Consider the following 17,437-nt stretch of genomic DNA (forward strand, 5'->3'; position numbering starts at 1 on the left):
AGGTTGCGGAAGCTGGCGAACCGGGCCCCTGGCACCCTCACAACCCGGTAGGCCCGGCGCTCTCTCGCCGAGCGTTCGGCTCATGCCCGGCGGCATCACCGCGATCACGCCGGCCGGCGACCATCCCGCCCTGGATTGAGGCCGGACTCCCATCCGCGAGCCTGGAATCCGCTGACCTTCATGCCAAAAGAGCGCGCGGCGGTCATTGGTGCCGAGGAGACGTCCACCATGGCCGCCGACACGGGTGAGCGGAGAGGCTTGTCGGGGCCGACTGCGAGACTCCGCGCATGAACGCGTTTGAGCGGTTCACCTTCGAGCCGAGCAACGAAGCTTGGCGAAGCGCGAGGATCGCCCGCGGAGAGCCCTGTGACCAGCGGCTCCAGCCGCCCCCAGGGGTGACTGACGCGATCTTCGACCGGGCGCGGTTGGTGAACGTGGACTTCACCGAGACGCGGTTCCCCCGTTTCCTCGCCTACGGCAGCGAGTTCGACGGATGCGACTTCTCCGGCGCCGCCTTCGAGGAGCTGTCGATGGGCAGCACCGGCACCGGCGTCGATGGACAAGCGCGGGAGGGCACCCGCATGGCCGCAGGCCGTCTTCCGCGATTGCGTGTTCCGCCGCACCCGTTTCGCCGAGCACACCTTCTTCGGCAACGTCCGGTTTGAGAAGTGCACCTCCGATCGGTCTCGCCTGCGGGGGGCAGACGGTCGCCACCGAGGCCGAGTTCGTCGACTGTGTCTTCCTCGGCCCGGTGCGCGACATCAACTTCTGGGGCCGCCCGACCGAACATCGGGACGCGCTGGGCAGGGATCACAACGACTTCATCGCCGCCGATCTCAACCACGTTGCCTTCCACCACATCGACCTGCACGCCCAGCGCTTGCCCGGCTACGCGCTCCTCGACCGGGTCGCCGAACGGGTGAGCGCGGTGCTGCCGCTGGTCGACAGCATCCAAGCGTGGGCTGTCAGCCGGTGACCCAGTCCATGTGTTCGATCCAGTGGTCGAGCAGCGCCCGATCCCCCTGCAATTCCAGCGTAGGAGCCGCATCCAGTGAACGACGCCTGCTGATCACGAGCAGGAGCTCGGCGGCTGGGCCGCGTACCACGACGTCCGCCTTGGTGTGCGTGCGCTCCAGCACGACCATGTCCGGTTCCCGGCGTGCCACCCACTCCCCGGGCGCGTCGGTTGCGTGGAAATGCAGAGTCTGACCGTCCCCGCGCATCGCATCGGCGAAGCCCGGCCTGTTCTCCCAATAGCCGCGGGAAGTCAGCGTGTCCAGCCAGTCCTCGAGGGCCGCAACGGCAAGCTCCGGCGCCAACTCGTACCGCATGCCGAGCGCCGCAGCCGCGTCCGCGCGATGCACGCAAGCCTCGCCGAACAGCCGACGTGACCAGAACGGCACGCCTGCGGCGCCGCCCGACGGATCCCACACCGGCGTGTCATCGGCGACCGACGCGAACGCCTGTCTCGCCTCGGCCGCGCCGTCGTTCAGCCAGGCGCGCCACTGGCCCGAATCGGTCGGACCCGGAACGTACCCGGCGTACGCCCTGCTCGGCTCGGTCATCTGCTCACCCACGAGCATTGTCACCATACGTTGTGTCCCGCCGACATGGTCGACGAGATCGGCCAGCGTCCACTTCGGACATGTCGGCACCGGGGCCGCCGCATCCCTGCCGTGCACCCAATCGGCAAGGGTGCTCGTCTGCTCGACAACGGCCTTCAAGTACGCGGATGTGTCCATCGGTGCGCCTCCAGGTGCTTTGTGATCTTCCCCTAGTTCGCGGGCCACATATGTGGCACTATGCCGGAAAACAGGGCTGCCGTGATTACGTTTGACTGTCGTGAATGACATCCGACAGCAACCGGCATCCCTATTAGGCCCTCCGCTCGCCGGGTAGCCCCGGTGCATCGCTGCACCGAGGCCCCTCAGACCCGTGCGTGCCACTCCTCGTGGCACACGGCTCAAGCAAGTCTCGAAAGGCGGTTCAGGTTCGCTGTGCTGGGCTCCTGCGACGCCGGGCGAGACAGCTCCGGTGGCACCAGGCGTGAACGCGGCGGGTCTGGTCACCGTCCGGTGAGCCGGGGTAGCGACCGGAAGGACTCGCCCACTGCCGACTCGCCGGTGGCGTCCCCGTTGCGCCTGTTGTGCTTCTCCGGTCGCAACCATGGGGCTACGACACGGGCCCTCCACCATCCGGCCCGCGTTCGTGGTTCATCGGTTCCGGTACACACGGTGCTACCGGTCCGCGTACGATTCCGACGCCTCCGCCGAAGCCCTTGCTCGGATCGTTGTGCTTGAAGTGCATCACGATGACCAGCGTCTCATCCGGCTCCAGGCTCTTCGGGTCGATCAAGAACGTCCCGTCCTCTTCGGTGTCTTGCAGGGGATCCACGGGTGCGGGAACGGTTTCGCCTCGGTCCAGCTGACAGTTCTGGCCATCGGGGAGGTAGTCGATCACGGCCTTGACTCCTGCCTCGGCCAGCTTGTTCTCGAGCTCCTTCGACTTGGCCAGCTCGTGGATCCGTACGGTGACCGTGCCGTCGGGATTCTTCTCGACCGCGAACGCCGGAGTACTGGGCAGCAGCGGCATCGCGGTCACCACCACCACCGCGGTTCGGTCGTGGTCAGGTTCGGCGCGAGCTCAGCGTTGCGCACAGCGTGTCGATCTCCTCGTCGGTGTTGTAGTAGTGCACCGATGCCCGTACCACCGCAGGGAGGTTGCGTGCGCCCAGGTCGTAGCGGGCAGAGGTGACCGCTGAGACGCTGGTGTTGATGCCTGCCGCGGCGAGACGGCGGTGGACGTCGACGGCGGGCACGCCGTCGACGGTGAAGGTGACGATTCCGCACAGGCGCCGGCCTCGGTCCTGGACCGTCAATCCGGGCAACTGGCCGAGCTGGTGCCTTAGCCGTGTGGCCAGAGCGGTGACGCGTTCCTCGATCGCTTCGATACCCCAGTCCAGGGCGTAGTCCACCGCGACGCCGAGGCCTATCTTGGCCGCGTAGTTGGTCTCCCAGTTTTCGAACCGGCGCGCGTCGGGGCGGATGTCGTAGGTCTGTGCGTCGGTCCAGGTGGCGGCGTGCAGGTCGAGGAAGGGCGGCTCCATCGTTTCGACGAGCCGGCCGGAGACGTAGAGGAAGCCGGTGCCGCGCGGCCCGCGCAGGAACTTGCGGCCGGTGGCTGACAGCATGTCGCAGCCGATCTCCTGCACGTTGACGGGCAGTTGCCCGACGGACTGGCAGGCATCGAGCAGGAACGGTACGCCGGCGGCGCGGGTCAGCCGGCCGATCTCGGCCGCGGGGTTGACCAGGCCGCTCTGCGTGGGGACGTGGGTGACGGCGACGAGCTTGACGTCGTCGTCCAGGCGCCGCTCCAGGTCCTTGACCGACAGCTGGCCGTGCTCGTCGTCGTCGACCACCTCGATGTGGGCGCCGGTACGGCGGGCGACCTGGAGGAAAGCGATGACGTTGCTGGCGTACTCGGCGCGGGAGGTCAGGATACGGTCGCCGGGTCCGAAGCGCATCGCGTAGAAGGCCATGTCCCAGGCGCGGGTGGCGTTTTCGACCACGGCGACCTCGTGCGGCCGGCAACCGATCAAGCGGGCGATCGACTCATAGACGGCGTCCACCTTCGGGGCGGCGGCCGCGGCGGCCTCGTAGCCGCCGAGCCGCGCCTCCAGCTGAAGGTGATCGATGACGGCGTCGAGCACCGGAGCCGGAGCAAGTGCCGCGCCGGCGTTGTTGAGATGCACGACCCCGGAGCACCCGGGGGTGTCGTGGCGGGCGCGGGCCACGTCCACTGGTATCGGCATGGGCATTCCTGTTCGCGTTCGTCATGGGAGGTGGCGGCGGGGTTCAGGGCAGGCGCGGGCCTGCGTCCCGCTGGGCGGCGAGCCAGGCCTCCACCTCCTCGGCCCGCCGTGGCAGGCCGGCAGATAGGTTGACCGCGCCCTCGGCAGTGACGAGTACGTCGTCCTCCAGCCGGATGCCGACCCCACGGAGCTCGGCCGGAACCAGGTCGTCCTCAGGCTGGAAGTACAACCCCGGTTCGACGGTCAGCACGTTGCCCTCGCTGAGTTCGCCCTCGCGATAGCGGTCCGGGCGGGCCGCCGCGCAGTCGTGCACGTCGATGCCGAGCATGTGACCGAAGCTGTGCAGCGTCCAGCGCCGGTAGAGCATGGAGGCGGGATCCATCGCCTCATCGGCACTCACCCGCAGCACGCCCAGCTCCACCAGGCCCTCGGCGAGCACACGCATGCAGGTGAGGTGGACGTCGGCGAACCTCACGCCCGGTTTGACGGCCTCCATACCGGCCTGCTGAGAGGCGTAGACGATGTCATAGACCTCGCGCTGGAGCGGGGAGAAGGTGCCCGAGACGGGCAGGGTGCGGGTCACGTCGGCGGTGTAGAGGTGGTTGTTCTCCACACCCATGTCCATCAGCAGCAACTGGCCGGGCACGGTGAGGCCGTCGTTGCGCTTCCAGCACAAGATCGTGGCGTGCGGGCCGGCGCAGACGATCGAGCCGTATCCGACGTCGTTGCCATCGTGGCGGGCGCGCAGGCCGAAGACGCCTTCGATGAGGCGCTCGGACACGCCGCGGTCGGCCGGCACCGCGCGGGCGACGTCTTCGAAGCCGCGGACGGTGGCGTCGATCGCGTCCTGCAACTGGGCGATCTCCCACTCGTCTTTGACGAGCTTCAGTTCGGAAATCGCCGCTGCGAGCTCGCGGTCGCGGGTGCCGGTGGTGTGCACGGCCGCATCGACCCGGGGGTCCAGGCCGCGCAGCACGCGGGTCCGGCCGGGCGCGCAGCGGGCCAGGGCGGTGTCGAGGTCAGCGAGCGGGGCCGTGTCGATGCCCAGTTCGGCCGTTTTCTCCGCCAGAGTACGACGGCGGCCGGCCCACAGCTCGCCGTCCCTGTCACGGAAGAACTCATCAGTCTCCCGCGAGGAGCGCTGCCTGGTGTACAGGAGGGCGTCGTGGCCGTCGCCGCTCGGCCGCAGGATCAGTACGCCGTCCGGATCGTGATCGCCGGTGAGGTAGGCGAAGTCGCTTCCCGGGCGAAAGGGGTAGAGCGTGTCGTTGGCGCGTACCTTGGCCGGCCCGGTGGGGATGACGAGCGTTTCCCCGGGGAAGGCGTCAGACAGCGCGTCGCGGCGTCGCCCATGGTGGGGCGCCGCGGGGTGGGGCCGTACCTCGATCGGATGGTCCAGCCACCCGGCTCGCATGAACTCCAGCAGCTTCTGCGGGAAGTCAGGGTCGTGCGAGGCCGTACGCGCGGTCGCGAACCGGCTCACTCCTTGGTCCGACATCAATACCTCCGCTCCTGCGTACCCACCTCCGTGAGCCGCGATCAGCAGTATGTACTATTGCAAGCTATTCGCAATAGCTAAAGACAGGCATCAAGTTGGCCTCCGAGGAGGACCGGACCCAGGCGACAGTCGGGATCGTGGCGAAAGTTCTGATATCCGTGCGGGCGTGAAATTCGGTGGGGTGCGAGGGAGGCAGGCCAAGTAAGCCGGAAGAGGCAAGCCGCAGGTCAGCGGCGGCGCGCGGCGGGCGCGACGGGCATGCGCGTGGAAGAGGCCCCGGCCGCTGCACGCCGGGGCGAGGCGTAGTGAGGGGTGCGGTGGGTGAGTACTCGGCGTGTGCGGCGCCGTGCCGCGGGGTCGTGTTCGGCGGTGATGCGGGCGGAGGTTTCCTTGTCGAGGCGTACCACGGCATCATGTTCAAGATCTCGGGCCGTCCCGACGACGTTGGTATCGTCATCTCCGCCAGGCAATGCGCGCTCGGCCTGTCCTGCCTCGGCCCTCGCTCCGCACGACCGAGCCGCCTGACGCGTTGACCTCAAGCATGGTTGAGGAAGCAGGATGACGGCATGACCTCTCCTCAGTACGGGAAAGCGCTGGTTCTCGGTGCCGGTGGACCTGTCGGCACGGCGTGGCTGGCGGGCCTCACCGCAGGGCTGCGCCACGCGGGCATCGACCTCGCCGATGCCGATCTCATCGTGGGTACCTCGGCCGGAGCGATCGCCGCAGCCATGCTCACCACCGGCCGGGCCCTGGCCGATGTGGAGGTGTTGCCCGCGCGCGCCGGACGTTCCGGGCCGCCGGACCTGGCTGCGATGGGACAGGCGTTCGCCACGCTGGGCGACCCGACCCTGGACCCGGACGACAGACGCCGCCGGGCCGGGCGTATCGCGCTCACTGCCGAGGCCCCGTCCGAGGACGGACACCTGGCCGGGATCTCCTTCCTGGTCGAGACCGAGACGTGGCCCGACCGCCCCTTGCTGATCACCGCCGTGGATGTCGAGACCGGCGAACCGAAGGTATGGGACCGCGACGGCGAGGCGACCCTGGTCGAGGCCGTGGCGTCGAGCTCCGCGTTTCCCGGAACGGTCGCTCCGATCACTGTCAACGGCCGCCGCTACATGGACGGCGCTCTGCGCAACGGCGTGAACGCCGACCTTGCCGCCACCGCCGTGACCCGCGTTTTCATCGAGCCGATGGCCGACCGTTCCCCGGCGAGCGAACTCCAGGACGTGCGCATCGGCCCGGATGCCGAGGCGTTGGCGGCGTTCGGCCCCGATCTCGGCAACCGGGAGGCGTGGACGCCCGCCTACCGCGCCGGAGTCCGACAGGCCCCGCAGGTCGCCGTGCTCCTGCGGCCCGTCTGGGACGCGGCTCCCGTCACCTGACCGCGAACGGCTGGCCCCGTCCCGTCCTGCGCCGCCTGCGCCGCCTGCGCCGCCTGCGCCAAGGCGGCGCCGATGTCGCCCAAGTCCAAGCGCTACTGAGCCACGCCTCCCTGGACTTCACCGACCGGCGCTGCCCGTCTCCCCTTTCCGGCCTACTTGATCCAGCCCCGGATAACGGTGTGCCTGCCGGACGGACACGCCGAACCGCTCGGCCAGCGTCCGGGCCGCCTGCGCTGTCGGCGTTCCCGCGCGCACCAGCTCCTCAGAGCAGTCTGCGGGAGCCATCGGGTGAGGACAACGGCGGCCGTTTCGGGGATGGGCTGACTGTTCGAGATGACGGCGTCTTCGAGACCGGAGGGTTCCAGGACGTCCCGCTCAGCAGGAGCTGCCCTCCGGACACCACCTGATTGGCGTGCGCGGCGGTCGATTCGCTCACGGATGGCCAGGGGCCGCCCACATCTGCCCGACCACCGGCCGCGGCCGGTTGTCGTACCCGCGCACCGCGTACCTGTTCAGACCGCCTCCGCCGGCCTCGACCCGCACGGCCAAGGCCGGACGCCGCGCCGGCTGCGCCACAGCGCGCTGACCCACCTGGCCGCCGCCGGCCGCACCGCGCCAGAACTGCAGGCCAAGAGCCGCCATCAGCACCTGGCCAACCTCGGCCGCTACATCTGCCTCGGCGACGAGACCTCCGCCCGCATCACCGCCAAGCACGACCCCGCGGCCCTGCCAGTGCCCCCTTCTTCGACGGCCACACTCCCGATGCTGACCAAGAGGCGCGACGGTCGGGGTGGCAGAATGGCTCGCCACCCCGACCTCGACCTCCGGCGCGAACTCGCCCGCCGCGGAGTCACCAACCCCTCAATGACGGCTCCTCCAACGGGCCAGCCACGCCGCGTGCTGACGGATGCGTGTGACGTCCTCGGGAAAGCAGCTCTCCCAGTCCTCATCCAAACGCATCCAGGCCACGGGCTGCCCGGGCTCCGCGACGAACGGAGTTACCGCATCGACAACCGCGGCATACGACAGCCCGAGAGTGGCAGAGAGGTCTGGGTGGTAGGAGCGAACTGCAACCGCTGCCGGCTCGTCCAGCAGTTCCACTCGAAGACCGGTCTCCTCGAAGAGTTCCCGGGCCGCACCCTCACGCGGCGTCTCTCCGAACTCGACTTTCCCGCCTGGCGGAACCCAGCCTCGCCAACGATGCTTGACCAACAGGAGCTGGGCGAGACCCTCGTCAAAGACCCAGGCCTCGGCTGCGAGCGGCCCCATCGGTCCTTGCTGAGCAACGGCCAGCCACTGGCGAGCCTCGTCGAACTCGGCCACAGCCCGCCCGGCATCGATGACTGCCGCCTCGAGAACCCGCTTGTCGACCACGTTCCGAACCATCCGGCCAAGATACGGTGACGCACTGACATCGAAAGTACGTCACGGCGATCTCATGAACATTCCGACCAGCAGGAAGAGGTCGCTCCGCAACGCGAACCGCCGATAAGGCGCGGGGCCTGCACGTGTACTTCGCGGTCGCGCCGGGCGGCCCTTCATCGGATCGACCAGCGGTCGCGACCCGCGAGCGCCGCTCGGACCCGGCATCGAGCACCTCGTGGGCCCCGGTTCCGTCGTTGACGGCCACGCCTACACCATCGACCGCGACCTGCCGATCATCGCCCTGCCCAGTTGGCTGACCAGCCTGCTCACTCGCCCTGTGGCAGGACGGGGCTGCCCGCGCCGCGCAATCCACAGATGACCGAGGTGGTGGGCCCGCTTCCAGCGTGAGACGGGTCCGCCACGATCCGCACCTGAACCGGCTCCACCGACGAACAATTGTTATCCGGGGTTGTTGACCTCCCTCCGCAGGTCAGAGCGAGATGATCTCGTCTGGCACGTAAGGCACGTCGGCCAGCCATTGAGTCGTGTTGCAGCAGTGCCCTGTTGACACGGGTCAGGGTGATGCGGGGCTGGTCCGGCTGGTTGGTGCCGCTCTTCATTCGCGCTCACCGGGGTGAGAACGCGGCCAACCGCTACGTCCAGCCGGCACACCCGTGATCGAGGGCTGATGACGCACCCGCCTGACCGGAATGTCACACGCCCCTGCCAGGCCCGGCGCCAACGAGGGAGCCGGCGAGACGTCTGTCGTGCCCGGCCTGGCTGCGCGATCCTGTCCTTTTGAGGAGATGCACCCAGCGTGAGACGAGCCGCTCCAGCGGTGCGTGCAGGCAGATCCCGGCCGGTCGCCGGGCCAAGGGACCGGGGCACGGCGCGGTCCCCGTAGTACTCGGGAAAAGTCGGGCGGATATGGCTGGGTAGGCTTCTGACCAGGGGATCTTGGGGTTCTGGTGGAAGTTGCCGGGCGGTTGCTCCGGTGTTCACGTATGAAGAGCTGGAGGCGCTGCAGCGGTTCCCGGAGATCGGCCGGGAGGACTTGTTCCGGTTCTTCACCCTGGCCCCGGCGGATCGGTTGGGGTTGGCGGTCGCGGTGTGCCGTTGCCGTGGCTGGGTTCGTGCCGGATGAGGTGGCTTCAGCGTCGCAGGCGGCGGTGGTGCGCCCGGCTGAGCAGCTCGACGTTGATCCGGCCACGATCCGCTCGTACGGGCGTCGGCGGAACATCTTCGGCTGGCGGCCGAGTATCTGGGGTGGCGGGCGCCGACGACGATGCAGCTGGGCGCGCTTGAGGAGGTGGAGCGCAGTCGCCGCGACACCGGCGTCCCGGAAAGTTCTTCAAAGAAGTCCGGGAGGCGGTGTCGGATCGAGGCGGTGGTGTTCGTAGCAGGGGTGAGGGCGCCCACGAGGGGCGGCGTCAAGGCGAAGGAAGCGCGATCATGAAGCTGACGACCATGACTCAGGTCACCATCGATGGAGTGATGCAGGGAAACGGCGGCGCGTCGGATGAGGACCGCAGGAACGGATTCGAGCGCGGCGGATGGGCCCTGGGCAAGGGCGACAACGAGACCCACGCGTTCATCAACCAGACCTACCAGCGCGCCGACGCGTTCCTGCTCGGCCGGCGGACCTACGAGCTGTTCGCCGGCTCGTGGGGATCCTGGACGGCCCAGGATGTCCCCGGCTGGGAGCCCGTCGTGCGGGCGTTGAACACACGGCCCAAGTACGTGGCATCGACCACCCTCGCCGATCCGGCGTGGTCGGGCACCACCGTCCTGTCCGACGACCTCGCGACCGCCATCGCGGACCTGAAAGCCAAGCCGGGAGGTGAGCTGCAGGTGCACGGAAGTGGCACCCTGACCCGGTGGCTGCTGGAGAACGATCTGGTCGACGAGATGACGCTGATTGTCGTTCCCGTGGTTCTCGGCCAGGGCGCGCGGTTGTTCCCGGAGGCCGGCCCGGATCTTGCGCTCGAGCCGATCGAGTCGCGAGTCGACTCCAAGGGCGTGACGATCCAGGTCTACCGGCCGGCCGGACGCCCGCAGTATGCAACGCCTTGAAGTCCCTGACCGGTACACCACACTGTCTTGACACCACAGGAGGATGTTCAGATGCAGTACCTGGTTTCCGTGATCCACGACCAGGCCGGCCTCGCCACCCCGGACGAGGACGCTGCGATCGACGTGTTCAACGACCGGCTCCAGGCCGAGGGCCACTGGGTCTTCGCCGGCGGCCTCGCCTCGCCCAACACGGCCACCGTCATCGACAACCGGGGTGGGGAGGCGATGGTCACCGACGGGCCCTTCCTGGAGTCCAAGGAGTACCTCGCCGGCTTCTGGATCATCGAGGCAGCCGACCTCGACGCGGCGCTCAAGCTCGCCGCCGAGGGGTCGAAGGCCTGCAATCGGAAAGTCGAGGTGCGGCCGTTCCTGTGAGCAGGATCGACATCCGTGAGGCGGTCACCCGGGCGCACCATGAGGAGTGGGCGCGGGTGGTCGCCTCCCTGACCAGGCGCTTCGGTGACCTCGACATCGCCGAGGAGGCGGCCGCCGAGGCGTTCACGACCGCCGTCGAACGGTGGCCGGCCGACGGCCTGCCCCCCAACCCGGGCGCCTGGCTGACCACCACCGCCAACCGCAAGGCCATCGACCGGATCCGGCGCGAGAACAAACGCGACGACAAGCACAAGGAGGCTCAGATGCTGCACGACAACACCCCACCCGAGCCGCTGGGCGCCATCGACGACGACCGGCTCCGGCTGATCTTCACCTGCTGCCACCCGGCGCTGGCGATGGAAGCCCGCCTGGCGTTGACGCTGCGCATGGTCGGCGGTCTGACCGTGCCCGAGATCGCCCGTGCCTTCCTGGTGGCCGAGAGCGCCATGGGGCAGCGGATCACCCGCGCGAAGGCCAAGATCAAGGCGGCTCGCATCCCCTACCGCGTGCCGTCCGCCGACGATCTGCCGGCACGCGTCTCCGGCGTCCTCGCCGTCCTCTACCTCGTCTTCAACGAGGGCTACCTGGCCACCGGCCCCGACACCGATCCCGTACGGCACGAGCTGACCGCCGAGGCGATCCGGCTCACTCGCCTGATCCGCGCCCTCCTGCCCGACGACGGTGAGGTGGCCGGGCTGCTGGCGCTGATGCTGCTCATCGAGGCCCGCCGCCCCGCCCGGGTCTCGGCCGGCGGCGAACTGGTCGCTCTCGACGAGCAGGACCGCGGGGCCTGGGACGCGGCGCTGATCGCCGAGGGTCACCAGTTGGTACGCGAGCGCCTGGCCTCCGGGGTGGCTCCAGGGCGTTACCAGATTCTCGCGGCGATCAACGCCGTGCACACCTCCGCCCGCGACATGCACGACACCGACTGGTCGCAGGTCCTCGCCCTCTACGACCAGCTCGTCCGCCTCGACTCCTCGCCGATCATCGCCCTCAACAGGGCCATCGCGGTCGCCGAGCTCGACGGCCCGGAGGTGGCACTGGCGGCCGTGGACCGTCTTGAGCCCAGGTTGGCCGGCTATCACGCCTACCACGCCACCCGCGCCGACCTGCTGCGCCGGCTGGGCCGCAGTCATGAGGCGCGCGCAGCCTACGACAAAGCCATCGACCTGGCGGGCAACACCGCCGAGACCGCCTCCCTGACCCGCCGCCGCGACCAACTGCGGTAGCGCCCACGGACGCATCTCGCACGGGAGGTCCGGTGGTGTTCCATAAAGCGACCCCCACCGGAACACTCGCCAGCCGAGACAGATGATGGGGGTTATCCGAAACACTTGGAGCCGTAAACGGGAGCCGTGTCGGCTACGCCCGCTGCGGGACCGACGAAAAAGACGTGATCATCCAGACCGAGCAACTCCTGACCCTCGAAGTCCCCGAAGACCGGATCTACATCGACTGCGGCTTCTCCGGCACCACCCGCCGCAACCGCGCCAGCCTCGACCAGGCCCTCGCCGCCGTATGGGACTTCATCGTGACAAACTGCCCGCACCCGCCAGGCGCTCCATCCGCCGTCGATACGCCGAGGGCGAGGTGTCCCTGGCCGACCTGACCACCGGGTACAGCGTCGGATGCTCCACCATCCACCGCATCATCCACGGGCCAGAAACCTCCAGTTAGGGCGATCACGCGCCCGAAGCCGGACGTCATACTTCGCGCCGGATCATTCTCAGCGCCAACCGGCTGTTCTTGGGCTCCTCGACCCGAATCCTCTCGTCATGCCGATCCGGCTGCGACCTTGAGTTAAGGAGGTCCGGGTTGGAGGACTCCGGTCACTTCGGCCACGCGCCGAGCCACCTCGAATGGGGTGAGGTCGTCGGTGTCAACTACGTGATCCACCATGGTTGTTTGGGCCTGTGTGTACCTGCTCCTGTAGAAGTCGGTCAGGCCCGGACGCTCAGGGTCCGACTCGAAGCGTTGGTGCCATGTCTCACGGCTGGCGTGCAGTTGAACGGAAATGGCCGGCGTACCGGATGGAAGCAGTCCGGCGACCAGTCGGTGCATCTCTGTGGACTGGAACACCCAGGTGATCACGAGGATGTCCACTTCGGCCGTTGCGGCGTGCTCGGCCACGGCACGCAGATTCGCCCGCACCATGGTCGTCATCCGCTCATCGACGCGCCAGGGCTGGTGCTGCCACAGGCTGTCGACGTCGAGCCACTGGACCAGTTGCTGCCCGGCCTGTACCAGGTCCAGGAGTCTCCTGGCCACTGTCGTCTTGCCGACGCCAGGAGCGCCGCCCAACATCACCGCTCGCACCGAGGCACTGTAGTCGCCGCGTGATCACCATCGCCACCGCTTTCCGCAGCACATTTGCGTCAGCCGGAGATCTTCCAGGCCGCAGTGCGGCATGTCCGCGCTGCTGAACCGTCCGTGCGCCGGGAAGGACCTGTCCTTCCACCTGGAGGACCGCTTACACACGACGGCGCGGGCAAGCACCCCGCCCGAAGGATGACGAGCCTGACCTACCGGTCCGCTCGGCATGTCGAATCCGACAACCAACTGACAGAGAAGTTCGGATTTCGGCAGCGAAACGCGGATCCTGCAAGACAGATGCGATCTTCGAACCATTTGGCACACCATGTTGCGTCGGGTCGACACCGCTTCGTTCGGCCCCGCAACGCGTCAGGACCAGTAGTCGCGGTCGGGGAGGCGTAGCCACGTGTCGGGTGGGCCGATGATCGGGCGGGGGTCGGTGAGGCGGAGGCCCGCGCCGGCGCAGCAGTAGGCGAGGGCGTGGCCGCGGTAGAGGTAGGTGGCGAGGATTTCGTCGGAGGGTTCGTCGCAGGCGACATAACCGCCGCCCGGGTGGGTGTCCCAGGCGGTGAAGGCGCCGTCGCGGGTGACGCGTCCCTGGTTGCCGCTCTTGGCGTTGGCGTACATGGCATAGCAGACGGTGCCGGGCGAGACGCGCTTCATGACGCCGGGGGTGGAGGCGCCGTAGCCCCACGGCTGGGAGATGACGCAGCCGCCCGGCACGTCGGTGATGCCGACGATGGTGAGGCAGCGGTCGAAGTCGGACCACGGGTCGTCCTCGATGAGTTCGAGGTCGTCCTCGTCGGCGTGGGTGGCTTCGAGGCGCCGGGTCGCCTCCGCGGCGGTGATGCCGGCCACGCAGGCCAGGCTCAAGCCTTCGTAGTAGAGGCTGCCGAGCGCGGCGATCAGGCGTCTGGCCTCGGCCACGGCGGCCGCCTCGGCTTCCGACAGGCCGAGCTCCGGTGAGGGCGGGGAGAAGAGGCCGGGGGTGGGCCCGGCCTGGGCGAGACGACCCGGTGACCAGCCGTTCATCATGGGACGCCACGGGTCAGCCCCGGCCGAGAGCAGGGCCTGGACGTTGTGGGGGCGGTCGGCGAAGACGGCCGTCCACAACGCGGTGCGACCTTCGAATTCGGTGTCGACGTCGTCGACGCGTCCGGCCAGCTCGGCGATCACCTCGGGTGAGCCCCACTCGGCCGCGGCGTGCAGCGGGGTCCGGAGGTGATCCACGCGGGCATTCGGGTCGGCGCCGGCGTCGAGCCGTGCACGGATCAGCTCAGGCTCCGCCCAGGCGTTCCAGCCGATCCCGAGCCATCCGCTTTCGTCACCCATGGCGCTCCTCATCGTGGGTCGGGTAACTGATCTTGGCGTACGGGACCGACAGAATTCGATGCGGCGCGGGCTTGGGGCAAGCCCTCTGGCTGGCGGGCTGACGTACAGGTCCCAGAAGAAGAGCCGGCGCCTCCGTGAGCCGTACCGCTTCTCCAGGCGGCCTGGCCGGGCTTGAAGGCTTGGAAACTCTGGCAGAAACGAACAACGCGACGGCAACCCAGTGAGGCACGACCCGAAGGCCGGCCCCTTGACCACCGGGGACTCGCCCCTACCAGCCAGCGGCCGGATCCCCTTGCTGTCTTCCCACGCGCACCCGGATGCCGTCGGCTGGAGAGCTCGTCCACGGCGCAGAACGGCGTTGCGCAGGCTGGAGATTGCGGCGACCGCGACCACGCATGCCATGGCTGTGACCTCCTGGGGCCAGGTGCCGCGGCGGGCGTCGATGGCGTCGAGGCGCGGGGGCGGTCGGGCCGTGGCAGCAGGTGGCCTGGAACGTACGATGAATCAGGCGGCTACCGAGGCCCTGGCGCTGTGCGTGCAGGCGAACGCCAGCCTGGTGCCCAACCTCAACGACAGGAGCCGAACACCTCTGTCGTGAGCATGGCCACGTCGGTGAACAGGCGCGGGCGAGCCTTGCCGTACCTGACCGAGACGCCGGTCTGCTTCATGGCCGGGTCGAGAATGGCGGCTCGGTGCTCGTCGCTGTTCATCCACCAGCGGACGGCCGCGCGCGGCGTGGCGGTGCCGTCCCAGCCCGAGAAGACGTTCTCCTTGACCTGCCAGGTGCCGGTCGGGCAGTAGCCGGCCGCCCTGACCCGGACGCCGACGTCGGAGTGCGTGACCGGGTTGATGTGCCACTGCTTGTTCTTCGGGTCCTCCGGCCGGTCGATCCACCACTTGAGCAGCCTGGCCGCCTGCACGTGCTCGTCGGCCGCCTTGTACAGGCGGTAGCTGTCCTCCAGGGGCGCGACGCCGATGCGGGCGCGCTCGGCGTTGACCAGGCAGCGGATGGCGTTGGACGCGAAGCCCTCCATGAGGACGATCGCCGCCTTGCGCTGGCCTTCGGTCAGCTCGGGTTTGTGCTTCTTGAACCAGGGTTCGGTGCGGACGGGGTTGTCGGCGAAGGCGCAGTCGGCCCGCTGTGCGTGGGCGGGCGCGGCGGTGGCCGCCAGCCCGGTGGCCAGCAGCGCCGCTGCGAGGAAGGCTCTCATGTCTCGACTGTGCTTTGCACCGCGCGGTGCCGCATGAGTAAGGCCTACTCAAAAGGAGGATGGTCGCCGCTGCGCTGTGCGACTGTGAGACCGCTCGGCCAGGCGCGCCCCCTTCGGGGCCGGGCACAGGCCGGGATCTGTACGAGTATCGCCACTCCTGGCTGACGAGATCATCTTGTCGTAGCGGTTCGGTACGCTCTCCGCCGATCAACTTCGCGCGAGAGGCTGCCGATGTTCCGTCTCCTGGCCATCCTGGCGGCCACCGCGCCGACCTTCTTATCCATCCTGATGCTCCGCAGCTTCGGCTGGTTCGGCCACGAGCCGCCACAACCGGATCCGCTGGAGCTCGCGATCGGGGTGGCCTACGGCTACGTCACCGACTACCTGCCGGTCCTGCTGGCGTTCCTCGCGCTCTGGGCTGCCGCGATGGCTTCCCAAGGTCGGCGCGATCGCCGCGGCCGTGGCGCTGGTGGTCACCGTGTCGACCCTCGTGGTCTCTGGAACCGGCGGCTTCGGCCCGCAGTTCGGCTCCATATTGGCCTGCCAGGCGATCGCCGTCGTCGCTCTCCTACGGACCCGCCCGGAGCAGCGAGTGCCATGGCCACGGGCGGTCATCTGGAGCGCGGTCGTGCTGCTCGCGCTCGGCCGGACCCTGGCCAGGAACACCCTCACCAGCGACTTCGGCTGCTACGCGGACATGAAGGGGACAGCGGATCCTCCGCCTGACGGGCCGAGCGGCCCCCGCCCGCAGCAGCGATGACTTCCCCGCCGCCTCCGTCCGTACGGCGCTGCGATTCCCTCATGGTGCTCAACTGATCATGTCCCGTGCTGGTCAAGGAAGGCCGCTCCGTACGATGATCGCTGCATGCCGTCCCGTCCGTCCGCCGCGCTGGCAGGCTTAGCCCTGGCCGTCCTGGCCGCCGGATGCGCCGATCCGGCCGCCGGCCGGGTGTCGCTCGTCAGCGCGTCCCAGCCCCCGGCGTCCCCGCCACTGCCGTCTCTCACGGTGGTCCCGCCGCCGTCCTCGCCCATGGAGTCCTCGGGTCCCGTACGGCACCCGTTCCCGATGGCGACCTCCTTGGCCGAGCCCATGGCGACCGGAGCACCCCTGACTGCGACGGGCCCGCCGCGGTTCTTCGTCTCCGCGCGCACGCCGCTCGCCCACTTCCCCGGCAAGTCCAAGACTGCTGTCTTCACCCCGGTACCGCCCGCCGTGCACAACGCCGAGACCGGGTCGTTCATCGCGAACATCCCGCTGCCGCCCGGCGTCGGAAGTTCCTGGCACCTCGTGGCAGCCGCTCGGGACAACCGGACATTCGCCATCGCCGGCTGGACTGAGCCGAAGAACCCCCACATTCGCTTCTTCCTGGTACGCCTCGGCGAGGACGGGCGGCCCGGGAAACCGGTTGTCGTCACCCAGACCGACCCCGACGACCTCACTCTCGTTTACGACCTCGCCCTCAGCGCCGACGGCAGCCGGCTGGCCTACGCCACGCCGCTCATCGGAGGCGGCGCCAAGATTTCCGTGCTCGACGTCGCCACCGGCCGGCGCCGAGACTGGAAGGCGGTGTCGCACCCAATGCTGAGCAGCCTGTCCTGGGCCCCGGACGGCCGCTCGCTCGCCTTCGTACTGGGTGGCCGGGCCATCGCCTCGCTCGACCTCGCCCGCCTGAGCGCCGACCCGGACAGCACTGCCTACCAGATCATCAAGAACGCCACGGGCGCCACACCGATCGAGTCGCTCGCCCACACCCCCGACGGCAGCGCGCTGATCTACGCGTCCGGGCACGGCGTCGAACGCGTCCCCGTGACGGGCGGGCCGGCGCAGGTCCTGGCCCGGCCGGAGTTGCCGCCCGGCGCCTCGCTGAGCCTGCGCTTCAGCGTCGACGGGACCGGCGAGCACCTTTTGTACGTGCACCAGTGGCGCGCCTACCAGATCGACCTCGCCGACGGCACGGTCACCTCGGTGCGGCTCAGCGTCGCCGAGCGTCCGAATGAGGGCGACTCGCCGCGCGCAGCATGGTGACCACCGGCTGAAACGCTCGCCAGGCTCCGCGAGCTCGGCCGCGCGCCG

The 17,437-nt window shown here is 69.0% G+C and carries 18 protein-coding genes; 9 read left to right on the forward strand and 9 right to left on the reverse strand.

The window, feature by feature from the left end:
* Positions 1 to 287: 287 nt before the first annotated feature.
* Positions 288 to 665: a pentapeptide repeat-containing protein gene (locus ACIBI9_RS29380; protein ID WP_397226357.1), complete on the forward strand. Its 378-nt coding sequence runs from the start codon at positions 288 to 290 to the stop codon at positions 663 to 665.
* Positions 662 to 976: a hypothetical protein gene (locus tag ACIBI9_RS29385; RefSeq protein ID WP_397226358.1), complete on the forward strand. Its 315-nt coding sequence runs from the start codon at positions 662 to 664 to the stop codon at positions 974 to 976. Before ACIBI9_RS29380 ends, ACIBI9_RS29385 begins: the two co-directional genes overlap by 4 nt.
* Here the strand turns inward: ACIBI9_RS29385 and ACIBI9_RS29390 are convergent.
* The 4 genes from ACIBI9_RS29390 to ACIBI9_RS29405 form a co-directional block, all read right to left on the reverse strand.
* Complete coding sequence (locus ACIBI9_RS29390) at positions 966 to 1,742, reverse strand: maleylpyruvate isomerase family mycothiol-dependent enzyme (protein WP_397226360.1); 777 nt, start codon at positions 1,740 to 1,742, stop codon at positions 966 to 968. The genes ACIBI9_RS29385 and ACIBI9_RS29390 overlap by 11 nt on opposite strands.
* A 430-nt stretch (positions 1,743 to 2,172) precedes the next feature.
* Positions 2,173 to 2,610 carry a hypothetical protein gene (locus ACIBI9_RS29395; RefSeq protein ID WP_397226362.1) on the reverse strand — a complete coding sequence of 146 codons (438 nt, stop codon included), beginning with the start codon at positions 2,608 to 2,610 and terminating at the stop codon, positions 2,173 to 2,175.
* Positions 2,611 to 2,626: 16 nt separating this feature from the next.
* On the reverse strand, positions 2,627 to 3,811 hold the full coding sequence (locus ACIBI9_RS29400) for an aminotransferase class V-fold PLP-dependent enzyme (RefSeq protein WP_397226364.1): 1,185 nt from the start codon (positions 3,809 to 3,811) through the stop codon (positions 2,627 to 2,629).
* A 43-nt stretch (positions 3,812 to 3,854) separates the two neighbouring features.
* Positions 3,855 to 5,309 carry an aminopeptidase P family protein gene (locus tag ACIBI9_RS29405; protein ID WP_397226366.1) on the reverse strand — a complete coding sequence of 485 codons (1,455 nt, stop codon included), beginning with the start codon at positions 5,307 to 5,309 and terminating at the stop codon, positions 3,855 to 3,857.
* 566 nt (positions 5,310 to 5,875) lie between these two features.
* Between ACIBI9_RS29405 and ACIBI9_RS29410 the strand changes: the two genes are divergently transcribed.
* Entirely contained in the window at positions 5,876 to 6,694 is an 819-nt protein-coding gene (locus ACIBI9_RS29410) for a patatin-like phospholipase family protein (RefSeq protein WP_397226368.1), read from the forward strand.
* Positions 6,695 to 7,126: 432 nt separating this feature from the next.
* Here the strand turns inward: ACIBI9_RS29410 and ACIBI9_RS29415 are convergent, their stop codons facing one another.
* The gene (locus tag ACIBI9_RS29415) at positions 7,127 to 7,336 is read right to left on the reverse strand and encodes a hypothetical protein (protein WP_397226370.1); all 210 of its coding nucleotides are present in this window, start codon (positions 7,334 to 7,336) and stop codon (positions 7,127 to 7,129) included.
* Between the two features lie 219 nt (positions 7,337 to 7,555).
* The gene (locus ACIBI9_RS29420) at positions 7,556 to 8,068 is read right to left on the reverse strand and encodes an NUDIX hydrolase (RefSeq protein ID WP_397226372.1); all 513 of its coding nucleotides are present in this window, start codon (positions 8,066 to 8,068) and stop codon (positions 7,556 to 7,558) included.
* A 1,443-nt stretch (positions 8,069 to 9,511) separates the two neighbouring features.
* On the opposite strand from ACIBI9_RS29420, the gene ACIBI9_RS29425 reads away from it, so the two are divergent.
* The 4 genes from ACIBI9_RS29425 (at position 9,512) to ACIBI9_RS29440 (ending at position 12,116) form a co-directional block, all read left to right on the forward strand.
* Complete coding sequence (locus ACIBI9_RS29425; RefSeq protein WP_397226374.1) at positions 9,512 to 10,132, forward strand: dihydrofolate reductase family protein; 621 nt, start codon at positions 9,512 to 9,514, stop codon at positions 10,130 to 10,132.
* Between the two features lie 51 nt (positions 10,133 to 10,183).
* Complete coding sequence (locus ACIBI9_RS29430) at positions 10,184 to 10,507, forward strand: YciI family protein (RefSeq protein ID WP_397226376.1); 324 nt, start codon at positions 10,184 to 10,186, stop codon at positions 10,505 to 10,507.
* The gene (locus ACIBI9_RS29435; RefSeq protein WP_397226378.1) at positions 10,504 to 11,736 is read left to right on the forward strand and encodes an RNA polymerase sigma factor; all 1,233 of its coding nucleotides are present in this window, start codon (positions 10,504 to 10,506) and stop codon (positions 11,734 to 11,736) included. Before ACIBI9_RS29430 ends, ACIBI9_RS29435 begins: the two co-directional genes overlap by 4 nt.
* Before the next feature lie 164 nt (positions 11,737 to 11,900).
* Positions 11,901 to 12,116: a hypothetical protein gene (locus ACIBI9_RS29440; RefSeq protein ID WP_397226380.1), complete on the forward strand. Its 216-nt coding sequence runs from the start codon at positions 11,901 to 11,903 to the stop codon at positions 12,114 to 12,116.
* 191 nt (positions 12,117 to 12,307) lie between these two features.
* Here ACIBI9_RS29440 and ACIBI9_RS29445 read toward each other — a convergent pair whose 3' ends face one another.
* The 3 genes from ACIBI9_RS29445 to ACIBI9_RS29455 form a co-directional block, all read right to left on the reverse strand.
* On the reverse strand, positions 12,308 to 12,823 hold the full coding sequence (locus ACIBI9_RS29445) for an AAA family ATPase (protein WP_397226382.1): 516 nt from the start codon (positions 12,821 to 12,823) through the stop codon (positions 12,308 to 12,310).
* A gap of 366 nt (positions 12,824 to 13,189) precedes the next feature.
* The gene (locus tag ACIBI9_RS29450; RefSeq protein ID WP_397226384.1) at positions 13,190 to 14,152 is read right to left on the reverse strand and encodes an ankyrin repeat domain-containing protein; all 963 of its coding nucleotides are present in this window, start codon (positions 14,150 to 14,152) and stop codon (positions 13,190 to 13,192) included.
* A 566-nt stretch (positions 14,153 to 14,718) separates the two neighbouring features.
* Positions 14,719 to 15,363 carry a CAP domain-containing protein gene (locus ACIBI9_RS29455; protein WP_397226385.1) on the reverse strand — a complete coding sequence of 215 codons (645 nt, stop codon included), beginning with the start codon at positions 15,361 to 15,363 and terminating at the stop codon, positions 14,719 to 14,721.
* 460 nt (positions 15,364 to 15,823) lie between these two features.
* Between ACIBI9_RS29455 and ACIBI9_RS29460 the strand changes: the two genes are divergently transcribed.
* Both ACIBI9_RS29460 and ACIBI9_RS29465 read left to right on the forward strand, forming a co-directional pair.
* Positions 15,824 to 16,123, forward strand: a complete 300-nt coding sequence (locus tag ACIBI9_RS29460) for a hypothetical protein (RefSeq protein ID WP_397226387.1) — start codon at positions 15,824 to 15,826, stop codon at positions 16,121 to 16,123.
* 105 nt (positions 16,124 to 16,228) lie between these two features.
* Positions 16,229 to 17,389 (forward strand): TolB family protein, encoded by a 1,161-nt coding sequence (locus tag ACIBI9_RS29465; RefSeq protein WP_397226389.1) that lies wholly within the window; start codon positions 16,229 to 16,231, stop codon positions 17,387 to 17,389.
* The last annotated feature ends 48 nt before the right edge of the window (positions 17,390 to 17,437 follow it).

The organism is Nonomuraea sp. NPDC050451, assembly GCF_044458585.1.

Excerpts from the sequence above, each read along its gene's own strand:
- ACIBI9_RS29465 (WP_397226389.1), top strand. The coding sequence starts at position 16,229 with ATGCCGTCCCGTCCGTCCGCCGCGCTGGCAGGCTTAGCCCTGGCCGTC.
- ACIBI9_RS29410 (WP_397226368.1), top strand. The coding sequence starts at position 5,876 with ATGACCTCTCCTCAGTACGGGAAAGCGCTGGTTCTCGGTGCCGGTGGA.
- ACIBI9_RS29400 (WP_397226364.1), bottom strand. The coding sequence starts at position 3,811 with ATGCCGATACCAGTGGACGTGGCCCGCGCCCGCCACGACACCCCCGGG.
- ACIBI9_RS29430 (WP_397226376.1), top strand. The coding sequence starts at position 10,184 with ATGCAGTACCTGGTTTCCGTGATCCACGACCAGGCCGGCCTCGCCACC.
- ACIBI9_RS29405 (WP_397226366.1), bottom strand. The coding sequence starts at position 5,309 with ATGTCGGACCAAGGAGTGAGCCGGTTCGCGACCGCGCGTACGGCCTCG.
- ACIBI9_RS29390 (WP_397226360.1), bottom strand. The coding sequence starts at position 1,742 with ATGGACACATCCGCGTACTTGAAGGCCGTTGTCGAGCAGACGAGCACC.
- ACIBI9_RS29425 (WP_397226374.1), top strand. The coding sequence starts at position 9,512 with ATGAAGCTGACGACCATGACTCAGGTCACCATCGATGGAGTGATGCAG.
- ACIBI9_RS29380 (WP_397226357.1), top strand. The coding sequence starts at position 288 with ATGAACGCGTTTGAGCGGTTCACCTTCGAGCCGAGCAACGAAGCTTGG.
- ACIBI9_RS29450 (WP_397226384.1), bottom strand. The coding sequence starts at position 14,152 with ATGGGTGACGAAAGCGGATGGCTCGGGATCGGCTGGAACGCCTGGGCG.
- ACIBI9_RS29455 (WP_397226385.1), bottom strand. The coding sequence starts at position 15,363 with ATGAGAGCCTTCCTCGCAGCGGCGCTGCTGGCCACCGGGCTGGCGGCC.
- ACIBI9_RS29415 (WP_397226370.1), bottom strand. The coding sequence starts at position 7,336 with ATGGCGGCTCTTGGCCTGCAGTTCTGGCGCGGTGCGGCCGGCGGCGGC.